Below are 15,286 nucleotides of genomic sequence, written 5' to 3'. Positions count from 1 at the left end.
TTGTGTTAATATCATTTTAAATTATTGAAGAGTATTTTTATGAAAAAAATTGCAATAATAGGTTATAGTTTTGTATTGCCTAAGGGTATTGATGATGATAAAAAACTTTGGAGTGTTTTGGAGCAGGGTGGCGATCTTGTTACAGAGATACCAATATCTAGGTTTGATAAAAGAAAATTTTTTCATCCTTCACGTAAGAAAAATGGTAAAGCTTATAATTTTTCTGCCGGTATTATTCCAAATATTGACCAGTTTGATCCAAGTATTTTTAATATCAGCTCCAGAGAGGCTAATCAATTAGATCCTCAGCAGCGCCTATTATTAAATCATACATATTTTGCATTGCAAGAAACTGGAAGTTCACCAGAAAGCTGGGCTGGTAGTAATTGTGGAGTGTTTGTTGGAGCCTCTAATCCAGACTATAGCTATCTTTCTGTTGAAGATGGTAAAAAAATTAACTCATATACGATGACTGGTGCAGCAAAAAGCATTATAGCAAATCGTGTTTCATATGTTTTTGACTTTAAAGGGCCTAGTATGGTTATTGATACTGCCTGTTCTTCAGCATTAGTGGCCTTAGATACGGCCATAAGAAGTATACAGTCAGGACAAATAGAAACAGCTATTGTTGGTGGAGTAAATGCATTACTTCATGTTACGCCATTTATAGGGTTTTCTAAAGCACATATGATATCACCTACAGGTCGTTGTCGTAGTTTTTCAGCAGATGCTGATGGTTATGTACGTTCAGAAGGTTGTATTGTCTTTGTAATTAAAGATTATCAAAAAGCTGTGAAAGATGGTGATACTATTCATGGTATTATAAATAAAACAGGAGTTAATAGTGATGGTAAAACGTCTGGTCTACCATTACCTAGTTTTGAGTCACAAAGAAACTTGTTAAATGAAATTTATTCAGACGTTGATTTAGATAACTTAGTATATTTAGAAGCTCATGGAACAGGGACTCCAGTTGGAGACCCTTTAGAAATTCAAGCAATAGCGGAAGCTATTGCATTAAAGCGAAAATCTCCTCTTATAGCAGGATCTATTAAATCAAATATAGGTCATCTTGAACCAGCTTCAGGTCTTGCTGGAGTATTAAAAGCTTTAATGATATTTAAACATAAGAAAATACCTATAAATGTTAATTTCTCTGAGCCAAATCCAAAGCTTAATTTAGACACCAATCAAATTATAATCCCTACACAAACAATTTCTACGAACATAACACCAAAAAGCCTAATAGGAGTTAACTCTTTTGGTTTTGGTGGAACTAATGCACATGTATTGTTACAAGCACCATCTTCTGAGCTTTCGACAAAACGCCAATATTTAAATAACAAGTACTTCCATAATAAATTAGTAATAAAAAGTCATTCAATAGTGACATTAGAAAAACAAAAGCAATTTCAAAAGAACATTATTGAAAGTGAGCATGATTATGATAAATATGCTTTAGTCTCTAAAATTTGTTGTGGCTATAAAGGTTACTATGCTATCTATAATAGTTATGCTGACATGCAGAACAACAAAAGCTCAGATTACGAAATAGATTTTGAATCACAAAAAGTCGCTTTTGTTTTTTCTGGGAATGGCTGTCAATATCCAGGAATGTTAAAGCTTTTAGAGAGTTCTGTTGAATTATCGAGTTATTTTAAAAACTTTATAGAAGAGCTATTGCCAATTAGTCATAGAAGTTTAGAAGATTGGTTACTAGTAGATAATAGAGATTCTTATACTGATACAACAATAGCACAACCAGCTTTATTTATTTTTCAAGTTTCTGTTGCAAGATATTTTTTAGACAATGGGCTTAAGATCAATTGTGTTTTAGGTCATAGTATAGGAGAGCTGGCAGCAGCTTATATAAGCGATAATATTTCACTTGTTGAGGCATATAAGCTAGTCGTTGCTAGAAGTCAAGCTCAAGCGACTACGCAGGGCAAGGGTTCTATGTTTGCGATTAATATAAGTGCTGAGAAGTTTAAAGAGATAGCAAAAAAATTACCATTCCAGAGTCTAGATATTGCTGCTATTAACTCACCAGAATCTTTAACGATAGCTGGAAGGTACGAAGTTCTGCAGGTTCTAGCAGATTTCTGCGAAAAGGAACAAATTTTTTGTCGTCATTTAGATGTTGATTACCCATTTCATTCTTCATTTATGAATGAAAATGTACGAACCTTATTTTTAGAGAACATTCCAGAGTTTAATGATGCTATCACAAGTAGTAAAATTGAGTTTATTTCAACAGTCTCTGGTGAAAGCATAGAATCTAACTTATTGAGAAATAGTAACTACTGGTGGGACAATATTGCAAAGCCTGTTAATTTTAATGTAGGGGTAGAAAAACTGTTTTTAAAGGGGGTTGATACATTAATTGAAATTAGTCCTAGGAGTGTTCTTAAACATTATATAAAGCAAATTTCACAAAAAAGAAAATGCTCTTATTTAAGTGTTGTTGAAAATAACAAATTAGTATTAAAAAAAGTTATTGAGCGTCTATATCTTGCAGGGGCTCCGTGGAAGAATGAGATTGTTGAATCTGAAAATGTTCCTCTTATTAAATCTGAACTTAATTTACAAAGATATTGGTTTGAAATAAATAAAACCATCGCATCAGAGGTGGACCATATTTTATTAGGCTGGCGAGTTAGTGATAAAACAAATACATGGGTAAATCATATAGATTACCAAACAGCGATTGATTTCCAAGGCCATCAGGTCCATGGAGTTGCTGTTTTACCTGCATCAGCTTGGCTTGAATTAGTGTACCAATTAGTTAAACACGTTAATAAGTTAGAAGATAGCGAAGTGGTTATACTAAAAGATGTGCAAATTTACGCGCCATTATTGCTTCAAGAAGATGATATGCGGACCCTAATCAGTAGTTGTGTTGACAATGGTATTGTTACGATAAAGAGCTTATCTCAATATGGTGAGAATGAAACTATCCATATTAAATCACGATATTTATTACAAAATATAAAACCAACCACTGATTTGGGCATAAATATAAGTTTGGATTTAAATACCGAATTTTTATCAGTGGATAATCACTATAGTGATGCCAAAGCTATAGGTTTAAGTTACACTGAAAGATTTCGTATAATTGAGCAACTAGAAGTTGCTGATGATATTGCGATTACATGTTTTAATTTAGACAAACAAACAAAAGATTATGCGCTATCTCCATTTGCTGTAGATGGTGGTTTTCAAACTATTATTTCAATTTTGTCGAAAAAGCTTAATAATCCTCAGGCTTTGTTTTTACCTATGGGTTTTGATTTTAATTATATTTTAAAGCCATATCAGCTTATAAAAAAAGCTGTTATAAAGTTAAAGTATATAAGTGAGAATCTAATAGTTGCAGATTGTTATTATTATGATGTAAGTAATAGCTTAGTTAATATTATTAAAGGAGCACGCTTTGAAAGCGTTGCAAATCAAAGTGTAGCCTTATTACCTAGTGATTGCTATATTGAAAATTTACGACCTTTAAATACAGGAAAGGTGAGTTATTGTAATCAACCTAAGTTACCTCAGCAGTCTCAGGATGAATTAGCTGCTCAGCAAGAAAAAATAATAGTAAGCTTTTTACGTCTACTAATAGTAAATCGAGCATATCAACTATATTTAGAAAATCCAAATTTTCAATATTCATCTGAAGTAGTAGCAATATTAAAACTTTACTTAAAAGAAAATAATTCTTGGGGTAATACAGATTTTGTTAATGAAATGCATGAAATATTACAGTTGGCGTTTGTAGAGTATCCAAATTTGGTTAAACTGTTATTGCAGTTTTATACAAAAAGCTTGAAATTAGACCTTGAGTCATTGTGTTTTGAAGAAGAACCATCAAACGATATTGATACTTTCTGGTTATCTTATTTGGGCTTGAGTATCCAAAAAAGAGTGGATCAAGTTGTTGAAAGTCTAAGCCAAAGTTATAAAAAAGAAAAAATTCCATTAAAGATACTTGTAATTGGAGATGCTTTACAAGCAGAAGCACTAAAATTTTTAAATAAGTATTCGCTAGATATTACACTAAAAGATAGTTGGGCTGACTTATATAACGAACAAAATAGTTATTATGATTGTGTATTTATAGAAAGTGCTCCCACATTTGTGAAGAAAGATTTTACTGATCTATTTATGAGTAAGCTTAAGCCTGGAGGAATAGCAAAACTTTATCTATGGTTAGATAGTATTGAGGGACAGTTACTACTAAATATACTTAAACCTGGTGTTAAATGTATTAAACAAAATGTTATAGATGATATTGTCAGTCAGGTTAATGAATATGGAGGTAAAGTAGTTAAAAATATTTTTGGGCAAGAATTTCTGCTGCAGAAATCTTGGCAGCAGGAGAATGTTGGACAGTCTGACTTGAAAGCTTTAGAGTGTCAATTATACTGTTATGGAAGAAAACCAGCAAACTTTGTGGTTAATGATGGTATCAATTTGCCTGTAGTATTTACTATAGATAAAAATGTTTCAGAACAGGATATATGGGAAATATTACAAAAAATTTATAATAACTCAGCAAAAACTATTTTTGTTATACTTGAAAGTAAGTGGGAAAATGGCATTTTAATTTCCTCAGTACATCAATCTTTATTGGCTACATTAAGGGTTGTAGCAAATGAAAAACCTTTAATGTCAATAACTAGAATTGTTACAGATAATTTAGATTATCAACAAGATTGGAGTATTATTCTTAATAAGAGTAACCAGGGTCAGGAGATTTTTCTCCAAGAGAATGTGTTATATAATCATGAGATTATACCGTTAAATAATGCAAGTCTAGATAAACAGTACAAACTACATATAGCTCATAGAGGGTCTTTTAATCATTTACAATGGCTTGAAAAAGAACATGTTGTGTGTGAAAAACAAAATGTGCGCGTCAAGGTGCATTATGTGGGCCTAAATTTTAGAGATGTCATGTATGCATTAGGTTTGATACCTCAAGAATCATTAGAATTTGGTTATTTAGGTGCATATTTAGGTATGGAATTTAGCGGGGAGGTTATTGAGGTTGGAGATGAGGTTTCTCAATTTAAGGTTTCAGATCGTGTTTTTGGTTGTGCTAGACAGAGTTTCTCAACAGAATTGGTTGTTGATAGTAACTATATAAGCCATTTACCCAAGCATTGTTCTATGCAGCAGGGTGCAACAATATCTGTTGCTTTTATGACAGCTTATTATGCAATAAATAAAGTTGCTAAAGCCGAGCCTGGACAAAAAATCCTTATACATGGTGCTGCTGGAGCGATTGGTTTAGCTGCTATTGAGATTGCACATCTTTTAGATCTTGAAATACATGCAACTGTTGGGTCTCAGCAAAAACGTATTTTGATTGAATCATTAGGTGTGGAAAATATTTATGATTCACGCAGTACAGATTTTTTTGTGCAAATGAATCAGAAAGATATTCAAATGGATATTGTACTTAATTCTCTTTCTAGTGACTTGTTAGAAGCAAGTCTGGCAGTGTTAGCTCCTTTTGGTCATTTTATAGAGTTAGGTAAGAGGGATATCTTCGAAAATAATACTTTAGCGATGAAAGTTTTTCGTAATAATATTACATTCTCTGGAATTGATTTAGATCAGTTAATTAAATATAAGCCACAAGTAATACAACAAATGTTAGCAGAATTGACACAGTATTTTGATGAGCAAACTTTTGTAGCTTTGCCATATCAAGAGTTTCCTATGTATAAGATCCAAAGCGCTTTTCGTTGTATGCAGCAGGGCCAACAGCTAGGCAAAGTTATCATTAATATGCAATCTAGAGAGTTTATTAAACTAGAGCAATGGGCTTCTGAATGTGCGATTGTAAAAGGGGCATACTTGGTTACAGGAGGAACCCAAGGCTTTGGGCTTTATGCAGCTAAAGAGTTAGTAAGGCATGGAGCAGAACATTTAATACTAGTTAGTTATAGTGGTAAAATCACTCCAGAAAATAAAAAACAGTTAGATGAACTAGGTGTCAGTTTTGAGGTTCATGCTGTTGATGTAAGTAAAGAGTTAAGTGTTAAAGAATTTATGCAGAGATTACATCAAAACGGTATAGATTTACAAGGGATTATCCATGCTGCTGTAGTATATGATGATCAAGCTCTAGATAATTTGACAAAGGATTCGTTTGATAAGGTTTTTAATGTTAAAGCTTTAGGTGGATATTGGCTTGATAAATTTTCACGCGTATGGGATCTGAAACATTTTATAGTATTTTCTTCAATTGCTGCAACAGTTGGTAATCTTCACCAAGCAAATTATGTGGCTGCGAATGCTTATTTGGAAGGGTTAGTAGCTCAAAGGAAATCACAAAAATTAGCTGGTCAGTATATCGCTTGGGGACCTATTGCAGATGTTGGTTTATTAACTAGAAACGAATCATTAAAGCAAATAATGTCTGGTGGATTAGGATTACTTCCTCTATCTTTAGTTGACTGTCAGAACGTATTAAACCAAATTTTAAGCATACCAAATCAGAGTTTTATGGCTGCAAAGCTAGAAGGTAATAATAAGCTATTAAAGGTATTACCTACATTAAAAACCTCTCGTTATCACCAGTTCATTAGAGAATCAAATGCAGAGTCTGTAGTGGCAAGCTTAGACTTAAATACATTAAGAGAGATGTCAAAAGAAAATGCCCAAACGTTGATTCAAGACAATGTAATATCACAAGTAGCTCATATCTTAGGTATTAGTAAAACAAAAATAGGATTATCAGCAGATTTAAGAGATTTGGGTATGGATTCTCTAATGACATTTGAATTATCTGTAAGTTTAGAAAATAAATTTACGGGTATTTCTATTTCAGTTATGGCTATGACACAATTAAAAACTACCCAAGATATTGTCGATATGATAAAGCGTAATATATTTGGTGATAAAAAACAAAATACAGAAGAAACTATAAATATAATTAAACAAAGGCACGGTGAAGAATAAAGTGGCAAAAAAAATATTTACTAATTTATCTAAAGTAAAATCAAAAATTATGGCAATAGATGATGCTACTCAAAGTATATTAACCAAACAAAATAGTTATGACTTTACAAGGCATCCTGCATATCAAGAGTTAGATTATATGCGCCAAACTGTAAAAAAAGTTGGTATAAAAGACCCTTTATATCGTAAATATAATGGTCTGGCAGATAATAATATTAATTATGAGAATAGATTGTTAATAAATTATAGCTCGTATAACTACCTGGGTTTAAACGGTCATCCTCAGACTATTACTCAAGTGTCAGAGATTCTTAAGAAAGAAGGGACATCTGTGTCGGCTAGTCGTATTGTAGCAGGGGAAAGATCAATTCATAAAGAATTAGAAGGCTCTATAGCAAAGCTTTATGAGTCAGAAGCTGCTGTTGTATTTGTTAGTGGGCATGCGACCAATGTTTCAGTAATCAGCTGTTTGACACATGATAGAAGTTTGATTTTATATGATCAATTAGCTCATAATAGTATTATACAGGGGGTTAAGTTATCAAGTGCTAAGGCTATTGGTTTTCGTCATAATGATATAACTCATTTAACACAGTTACTGCAGCAAAATTCCCATAAGTATGATCAAATTTTTATTGTTATAGAAGGATTGTATAGTATGGATGGAGATATCCCAGATCTTTTATCTATTATCCAACTTAAAAAAGAATATAATGCTGTACTAATGGTTGACGAAGCTCATAGTTTGGGTGTGCTAGGTGGTACCGGAAAAGGTATTTTTGAGCATTATGAAATATCACCTAAAGAAGTAGATATATGGATGGGAACTTTAAGTAAAACTTTATGTAGTTGCGGTGGTTATATAGCTGCAAATAATGTAATAGTTGATATCTTACGCCATTATGCTCCTGGACTAGTATACAGTGTGGGATTATCTCCAACAAATACTGTTGCAGCATTAAGCTCTCTAAAATTGATGCTTAACGAACCAGATAGAGTTAAACTTTTACAACAAAATAGTGAGTATTTGCTATCTCAGATGAAAAAAAATGGTTTTGATACAGGGGAGGCTATTGGTCGGGCAATTATCCCAGTTATTGTGGGAAGTTCTCGAAATGCTGTGGCTCTTTCAAATAAATTTTTCGATGAGTATGATATAAATGTAATGCCAATAATGTATCCAGCAGTAGAAGAAAGAAAAGCTCGGTTACGGTTTTTTGTTTCAAGTAAGCATACAAAAGATCAGTTAGATAGAACTGTAGATGCTTTAAAACAAAATATAGTCTGATCATACCCTCCTATTTGGGACACTTAAGTGTTAAGAAAAGGAGACAAGATGAAGTATCAAAGATATACAAAAGAATTTAAAGATAATGCTGTTAAATTATGTTTACAACCAGATACAAATAGGCGAGAAATAGCAGATAATTTAGGAGTTAAATATAAAACCATTTGCAACTGGATATCCAAAGCTATGTCGAATCCTCCTAAAGAGATAAAGATAGATTATAAAACGCAGTATCAGCAATTATCTTCTGAAAATGCTGATTTAAAGAAAAAGCTTAAACAAGTAGAAACAGAGCGTGAAATACTAAAAAAGGCAGCAGCGTACTTTGCAAAGCAAGGACTGTAAGGTACGCTTTTATTAAGGAGCATTGCAAAGTCATGCCAGTAACAACATTATGTAAATATTTGAATGTAAGTACATCCTCATATTACAGATGGATACATGAGCCTATAGGTAAAAGACAATCTAATGATGCTGAGCTAGATAATGCTATTACTGCTATATTTAACGAACATAAATCTAGATATGGGAGTGTTAGGATATACAAACAACTTAAAGATATGGGTTGGAAAGTTACTCAACCTAGAGTATCTAAACGTATGAAATTACTTGATTTGCAGGCAAAAGCTGCTCGTAAACATAAAGCAATGACAGACTCTAACCATAACAAACATGTTTCTGAGAACTTATTAGAACAGAACTTCACAGCGTTGTCTATGAACCATAGGTGGGTTACAGATATAACTTACATACCTACACAAGAAGGATGGCTGTATCTTTTTGTGATTATAGATTTATTCTCAAGGGCAGTTTTAGGTTGGGCAATGGATTCTAGAATGAAAGCAGACTTAATCTGTAGTGCTTTAAATATGGCATTATTTAGAAGAAATTTTCCTAGTGGTGTTATTATACATTCTGACAAAGGGTCACAATATTGTAGTAAACAGTATCAGGATGTTATTAAAAATAACTGGCTATTATCAAGTATGAGTTCTAAAGGATGTTGTTATGATAATGCTGCTTGTGAGAGTTTCTTTGGTACTTTAAAAGTTGAGTTAGTTCATGATGAAAACTATAAAACTAGAGAAGAAGCTAAGCTATCTATATTTGAGTATATTGAGGCTTACTATAATACAAAAAGGAAACATTCTACAATAAATTATATGACTCCAAATCAGTTTGAATATATAATGGAAAATAAAAAGGTAAACTGTCCCAAATTGACGGGGTAGATCAGTCTTATAAAAATGGCTATAAAAACTTATAGAGAAAAATCTAAAAATCTTAGAAAAACAGATATTGCTAAGATACTAACTCTTTTAAAAAAAAGTTTTATTAATGATCCTCATACTAGAGAATTTTTTCACCCTAAACATTTAAAGGATTTAGAAAGTAATAAAAAGTATGATACTTTTATGCTTTATAATATACACCATGCTTACTCTCAAGGTTTTGTAGCTACAGATAATCAAACTAGAAGTATAGGGTTATTTGCACATATTGGTAAGACAAATTTGTCTTGGAAGTTTCATATTGTTTCGAGTATAAAGATGTTAAAAGCCTTTGGTGTTTTTGGGATTGTAAAAATATTAAAAATACAGCATCAGATAGAGAAAAGTCGTGATACTAAAGAGTTTTTACATTTAATTTACCTTTGTACAGAAGAACAATCAAGAGGTATAGGCTTAGCCAAGCAACTTATAGAATATGGATATCAAGAAGCTAAAGCTAAAAATATCCCTCTTTTGTTGGAAACTAGTAAAAAAAAGAATGTTGCGATATACAAAAAGCTTGGGTTTAGTCTTTATAAACAATGCTGTATAAATAAAAAAACCAGTTTGAACATTTATTTTCTAAAACTAACCTCAGTTTGATATTAAAAGTTCAAATAATACAAAATGATCCTATAATGGCTAATGCAACCATGGACAGAATTATTAATTAGGCCCTCTTGGGGGATGCTAATATTGTAGTATTTTGCTATACTAAATATATAAATAATTGAGACCTTGAATAATGGGAGTGTTGCAAACTAAAATTATATGTTTCTAACTGTGTTAAAAATATTCTCAAAATGCTCATTTACTACATGTAAACTGCGCTTTTTCGAATATTTTTGCCTTGTTACCACCCATTTAATTCCAGCGTGCAACAGTCCCATAATATGTTTGAATGGGATGAAAATAAAAACCAGCAGAATATTGAAAAGCATGGTTTTGATTTTGAAGATGCAAGGGATGTTATACCTGAAAATGTAATTCGTATTACTCTTGACGATAGAAAGGATTATACCGAGACTAGATATAATATTTTTGGTAAAAAGAATAATAGAGAGGTTATTATAACGGCAACAATAAGAAATGGAAAATATAGGATTATTTCTTTTCGTAAGTGTAACAATAGAGAGATAAAAAGGTTTTTCAAGGAGTAGGTTATGAGTAAGAGAAAAGATTTTAATAAAGTATGGGATAGTATAGGTGATAAAGATATTGTTTATGACAATGATAGCCCTGATTTATCTAAAGTAGGTAACTATGAGAGTATGACTTTTGATCAGCTTGAAAATTTAAGATTAGCTAGTCAACTTGAGTATGATGAAAAAGAGGTGAAAGATAAAAAGCTTAGTGTAAAAGTATCAGAGTCAGAGCTTAAAGAAATAAAAGATTTTTGGGGTAAAAACTATACAGCAAAAGTAAGGAAATTTTTATTAGATTTTATTCATTATTCTGAAAAAAAACATACATAGTGCTAAAAACTGCCCAAAAAAATTTAGATAAAAAACTCGCTTACGCCCAAATAGTTTTATTTTCTAATCATTTGTTTTTGCAACAGCCCCAATAATCGTTTAACTTAAGTTAGATTAGCAATTTTATCTGGGAGTAAATCTAATATTTATAGGCTTATCAGGTTTTAGCGTTACTCTACCTATAGGAATTACATCTTTAGTTAGATTTTCAAGTTTAAAAGTTTTTATTATGCTACTTAAAACTAAAAGGGATTCTTGTAATGCAAATGCAGATCCAATGCAAACTCTATCACCCTTGCCAAAAGGCATATATACAGGACAAACGTCAGTGGTATTCTTTTTATAGAATCTATACGGATTAAATTCTATAGGATTAGCCCATTTGTCAGCATGTCTATGTTGTATCCAGATAGGTATTACTATCTCATCTTTGGGAGTTATTAATTTGTCACGCATATATACGTTTTCACAGGTTTCTCTTGATAATACTACTACAGGTGGATACAGACGAAGAGTTTCTTCAAAAACAGCTGTCAAGAGTGGTAATTTTTTTAAGGATTGATATTGGATACTATTATCAATTAGCGCATGGTTTATTTCTAAAAGTAAATCATTTTGCAAATCATCACTTTGTGATATTAGATATAATGCCCATGTAAGGGCTGTTGCAGAAGTTTCATGTCCTGCTAAAAATAACATACAGATTTGCTCATTTAGGTCTTTTTGGGAGAATTTTTTTCCTGTTTTCTCATCGATCTTAGTAATTAAGCTACCTAAAATATCGTTATGCTGATCATTATTTTTATATCTTTTTGCTATTTCTGGATAAAATTGACTATGAATTTCTTTGGCATATTTATTTTGTTTATATTTTAATAAAGGATAGATAATATACTTTAAAGGAGTATCTGTTAATAGGTAAGAAACGTTTTGGTAGCAGTTAAAAGAGTTAAATAACTTAGTAGCATTTGCGTAGGAAAAATCTATAGAAAAAATAGTTCTAAATATAATATTTGCTGTGACATATGTCATTAAAGAGTCTATGGAGATTATTTCTGAAGTTTTATGTTTTTGATTTATTAAATTTATTAAATTTTCTGTGGCTTCATTCATTAGTGAAAATGTTTTTTTGGGCTGAAGTGCGGCAAAAGATTTATTCATTATATTTCTTTGAAATCTCCAAATATCTCCGTTTGTTGTAAATATACTATCACCTAGTAGCGGGCTTAGGACTTTATGGACAATTTTACTTTTAGGATAGGCTTTATAGTCTGATAAAACTTGAAGCACATATTCATTCTGGCATAATGAAACCCTTCTTGACCCTAATTTTTTTTGGGGGTAGCCCATTTTCATTTTATAGTGTTTTTCCTTGTGAAACTGTATAAAGGATTTGGCTTTAAGAAGTTTTATTAAAGATACTTTTTCAGGTGTATAATAAGGAGGAAAGGGAGCGTATATCTCATAATTTTTTTCTTTGAAATTTATCATAGTAGTTATATCTCATAATTATTTATAGGATTGTTAGAGGTTAGTATTTTATAGAAATTTAAGGTATTGATTGGTTTATCGCCACTCATAATATATTGAAAATGTATGGCCAGAGGATTTTCTTTTAGTTTTAAATATGTTTCATCTTCGTACATATTAAAGAATTTACTGTTTTTACTATCTATCCCTAAATAAAGAAACTCTTTTTCAGTATTAATTCTTGAGGAAACTGGATCTGCAGGTGAGTAAACGTCTAACCATAGGGTATTAGTCTTTTTTAGAGAGCTTATTATGTTTGTTTTATTCTCTTGGAAATGCTTAAGGTTTATGTATACAGGTATACAATGCCCCATGGTTATTATTTTTATTTTTTTAAGATGCTCTGTTGGTAACCTAGCTAGCAAAAATATTAAAGGATAACATCCAGCAGAATGTGCTAATAGTATGTATTCATCATGTTTACCTTCATTCAAGCAATTTATAATTATATCAGCATGTTTCTCAGCATTTTCCTCAAAGTGGGGTTTATATTTTTTTGAAAAATATGCTAAAGAAATAAATCCTTGTGTCCATAATCTAACTTTTTCAGGAATAATCTTGTTCTGAAGTTTCTTATACAGGTAAACCAGAAAAATTGATGTTACTAAAAGTATTATACTAATGACATATTGCCCTGATATAAAAGGTATAAAAACAAGTAAAATTATGAATGCAAAAAAAGTTGAATCAATAAGTATAATAGATAGTAAAAATAATTGATGTTTATAATCAAGAATATTTTTTGGAGATTTATGATTGGATATAAAAATCATTAGAGTTGAAAATAAATTAGATACCCAAGTTATAAAAGCGGATTTTTTGTATATTAAATTTATTATATTTATCCAATTAAGAAAAAATAAGTCACAGTTAGAAGTGTTGGATTTTATTATGTATTTAAAGCTATCTACTTGTTGAAAATTGGTGTCTTGATTTGTACTTTTTGAGAATTTTCTTAGTTCGTTTTTGAAAACTCTTTTATAAAACCTTTCTCCTCGAGGGTCAAATCCAGGGAGATAAAAGACTGCTCTGTTCATGGGTAAAATAAATTTCTAACATGTAATATAATGGGGAAGATTATACCATGGGATTGTTGCAAACTAAAATCATGTGGGCTCTAAGTATGTTAAAAATATTCGCAAAATGCGCATTAAACTCGGTTAGATAATTATTTTACCAATTGGCACATTGCGGTTAGCGGCTGTAAAGACAATGAATAAGCAGCTACAACTGTTTGAGCTTTGCGAGTTTTGTAGCTGCCATTGGCTTACAGCTACGCGATAGCATAGTGCTAGGCAGTTTTGCATACTTTTTCTGCCATGAAAAAAGTATGTCGCAATAACTAGCAAAGCTAGTTGCGAAACTTAAAAGCTAGTATTAAAAAATTTTGTAACATATAAATTTTAATATCAAAATGAGGTTAGTTTACTAATAGTCTTTAATACTATAAGAAAGTAAGTTTTCGACATTTATATTTTTTTCATAAGAGTATTTTGTGCTGGCATTTTTTTTAATTATAAAATAGTCAGTAGAGTATTTGTCTTGTTGTGATAAATTCCAATTTGCTATACTTGGCTTATGATCTCCATACCATATTAATAAAGTATCATTATCTATATTATTTTCTAATGCTTTTAGCATAGTTGTTGCTTTATAATTTAAATCTAAATATGAATCAACCTCATCACTTCCAGTGTTTGCCTTATATTTTTTAGAATCTCTTCTTTGAAGGGTGTAAGGACCATGTCCTGCAATGGTTATAACAAAAATAAAGATCTTTTGGTCAGAGTGTTTTTGTAAATATTTTTCAAGGTATTCAGTCAGCTGAGCGTCTGTAGTGAATATATCAGTTTTTTCAAATTCTGATTCATCAATAAAATCATCAAACCCTAAATGCTCAAAAACTTGTTTTCTATTAAAAAAATCTTTTTTAAAAGGGTGGACTACAACGCAGCGGTAGCCCAAACCTTTTAATTGTTCGATATAGCTATTTGTAACACTTTTATAAGTTTTTCGGTATGGATTAAAAGAATCTGTATCTAATTTTTCTAATGAAAGACCTGTTAAAAAAGCAAACTCAGATCTCATGGTATATGCACCGTAACAAGGGACATGAAGTTTTCCATATTTATAACAGTTTTCTTTTTTAGACATGCTAAAATCAAAGTTCTCTTTAGCAAGCATATATGATTCTGATTGTATAGCAATGATTCTTTTAGGTAGTAAATCAGCCTCTAGCTCAGAGGACTTTAAGGTTTCTATTTGTTTTTGATTCCGATATAAGTATATTAAGATCGTCATTAATACCCCAAAGCTTTTTATACAAGAATCAAAGGAGTGTTGTTCGGTTTTTTTTGTTAAGAAAAAGATGATAATATTTAATAAGAAGAAAATTAAAATATTCATTAGCCAGTTATTCATACTAAAGTTGTATACCCACAAGTAATTAAGGTAAAAAATAGTAAAAATACTTATAACAGCTATAGATACAATAGTCCAAAAACGAATCACTCCAACAAAAGGGATATAGAATTTTGGAAAACGGAATACTTGGCTATAAAGGAAAAGGTCTTCATAGTGAAAATGTTCATGAAGTATCTTGTATTTTGTATGATTGACAGCATGTATTAACGCTATGAAAAATGCTGAAACAATAATACATAAACTTGTACTATGGAAAAAAATATTAACAAAGCTATATATCCAACATATAGCTATAGTGTTATATACACTTAGCCAAAAAAAACTAGTGACAA

General features: G+C 31.1%; 10 protein-coding genes. 7 read left to right on the top strand and 3 right to left on the bottom strand.

From position 1 onward, the window contains the following. Positions 1 to 39: 39 nt before the first annotated feature. From E4K63_RS06640 to E4K63_RS06610, 7 genes are all read left to right on the top strand, one after another. Positions 40 to 6,966 carry a type I polyketide synthase gene (locus E4K63_RS06640; RefSeq protein WP_133942040.1) on the top strand — a complete coding sequence of 2,309 codons (6,927 nt, stop codon included), beginning with the start codon at positions 40 to 42 and terminating at the stop codon, positions 6,964 to 6,966. Between the two features lies 1 nt (position 6,967). Then, entirely contained in the window at positions 6,968 to 8,254 is a 1,287-nt protein-coding gene (locus tag E4K63_RS06635) for an aminotransferase class I/II-fold pyridoxal phosphate-dependent enzyme (RefSeq protein WP_133942041.1), read from the top strand. Positions 8,255 to 8,302: 48 nt separating this feature from the next. After that, positions 8,303 to 8,599 carry a transposase gene (locus E4K63_RS06630; RefSeq protein WP_179965690.1) on the top strand — a complete coding sequence of 99 codons (297 nt, stop codon included), beginning with the start codon at positions 8,303 to 8,305 and terminating at the stop codon, positions 8,597 to 8,599. An 11-nt stretch (positions 8,600 to 8,610) separates the two neighbouring features. Continuing rightward, on the top strand, positions 8,611 to 9,486 hold the full coding sequence (locus E4K63_RS06625; RefSeq protein WP_244947459.1) for an IS3 family transposase: 876 nt from the start codon (positions 8,611 to 8,613) through the stop codon (positions 9,484 to 9,486). Positions 9,487 to 9,501: 15 nt separating this feature from the next. Beyond that, on the top strand, positions 9,502 to 10,128 hold the full coding sequence (locus E4K63_RS06620; protein ID WP_133942331.1) for a GNAT family N-acetyltransferase: 627 nt from the start codon (positions 9,502 to 9,504) through the stop codon (positions 10,126 to 10,128). 272 nt (positions 10,129 to 10,400) lie between these two features. Then, positions 10,401 to 10,685: a BrnT family toxin gene (locus E4K63_RS06615; RefSeq protein WP_166666914.1), complete on the top strand. Its 285-nt coding sequence runs from the start codon at positions 10,401 to 10,403 to the stop codon at positions 10,683 to 10,685. 3 nt (positions 10,686 to 10,688) lie between these two features. Continuing rightward, a complete protein-coding gene (locus tag E4K63_RS06610; protein WP_133942333.1) occupies positions 10,689 to 11,000 on the top strand; it encodes a hypothetical protein in 312 nt (103 codons plus the stop codon). Positions 11,001 to 11,123: 123 nt separating this feature from the next. Here E4K63_RS06610 and E4K63_RS06605 read toward each other — a convergent pair whose 3' ends face one another. From E4K63_RS06605 to E4K63_RS06595, 3 genes are all read right to left on the bottom strand, one after another. Next, positions 11,124 to 12,356: a cytochrome P450 gene (locus tag E4K63_RS06605; RefSeq protein ID WP_244947443.1), complete on the bottom strand. Its 1,233-nt coding sequence runs from the start codon at positions 12,354 to 12,356 to the stop codon at positions 11,124 to 11,126. A gap of 140 nt (positions 12,357 to 12,496) precedes the next feature. Further along, the gene (locus E4K63_RS06600; protein ID WP_133942335.1) at positions 12,497 to 13,567 is read right to left on the bottom strand and encodes a hypothetical protein; all 1,071 of its coding nucleotides are present in this window, start codon (positions 13,565 to 13,567) and stop codon (positions 12,497 to 12,499) included. Positions 13,568 to 13,958: 391 nt separating this feature from the next. After that, the gene (locus E4K63_RS06595; protein WP_243830508.1) at positions 13,959 to 14,951 is read right to left on the bottom strand and encodes an LTA synthase family protein; all 993 of its coding nucleotides are present in this window, start codon (positions 14,949 to 14,951) and stop codon (positions 13,959 to 13,961) included. Positions 14,952 to 15,286: the final 335 nt, after the last annotated feature.

The organism is Allofrancisella inopinata (assembly GCF_012222965.1).
In the GTDB taxonomy this organism is placed as follows: Bacteria; Pseudomonadota; Gammaproteobacteria; order Francisellales; family Francisellaceae; genus Francisella; species Francisella inopinata.
Note: the sequence above shows the minus strand (reverse complement) of the source record. Positions and strands in the feature narration are given on the sequence as shown.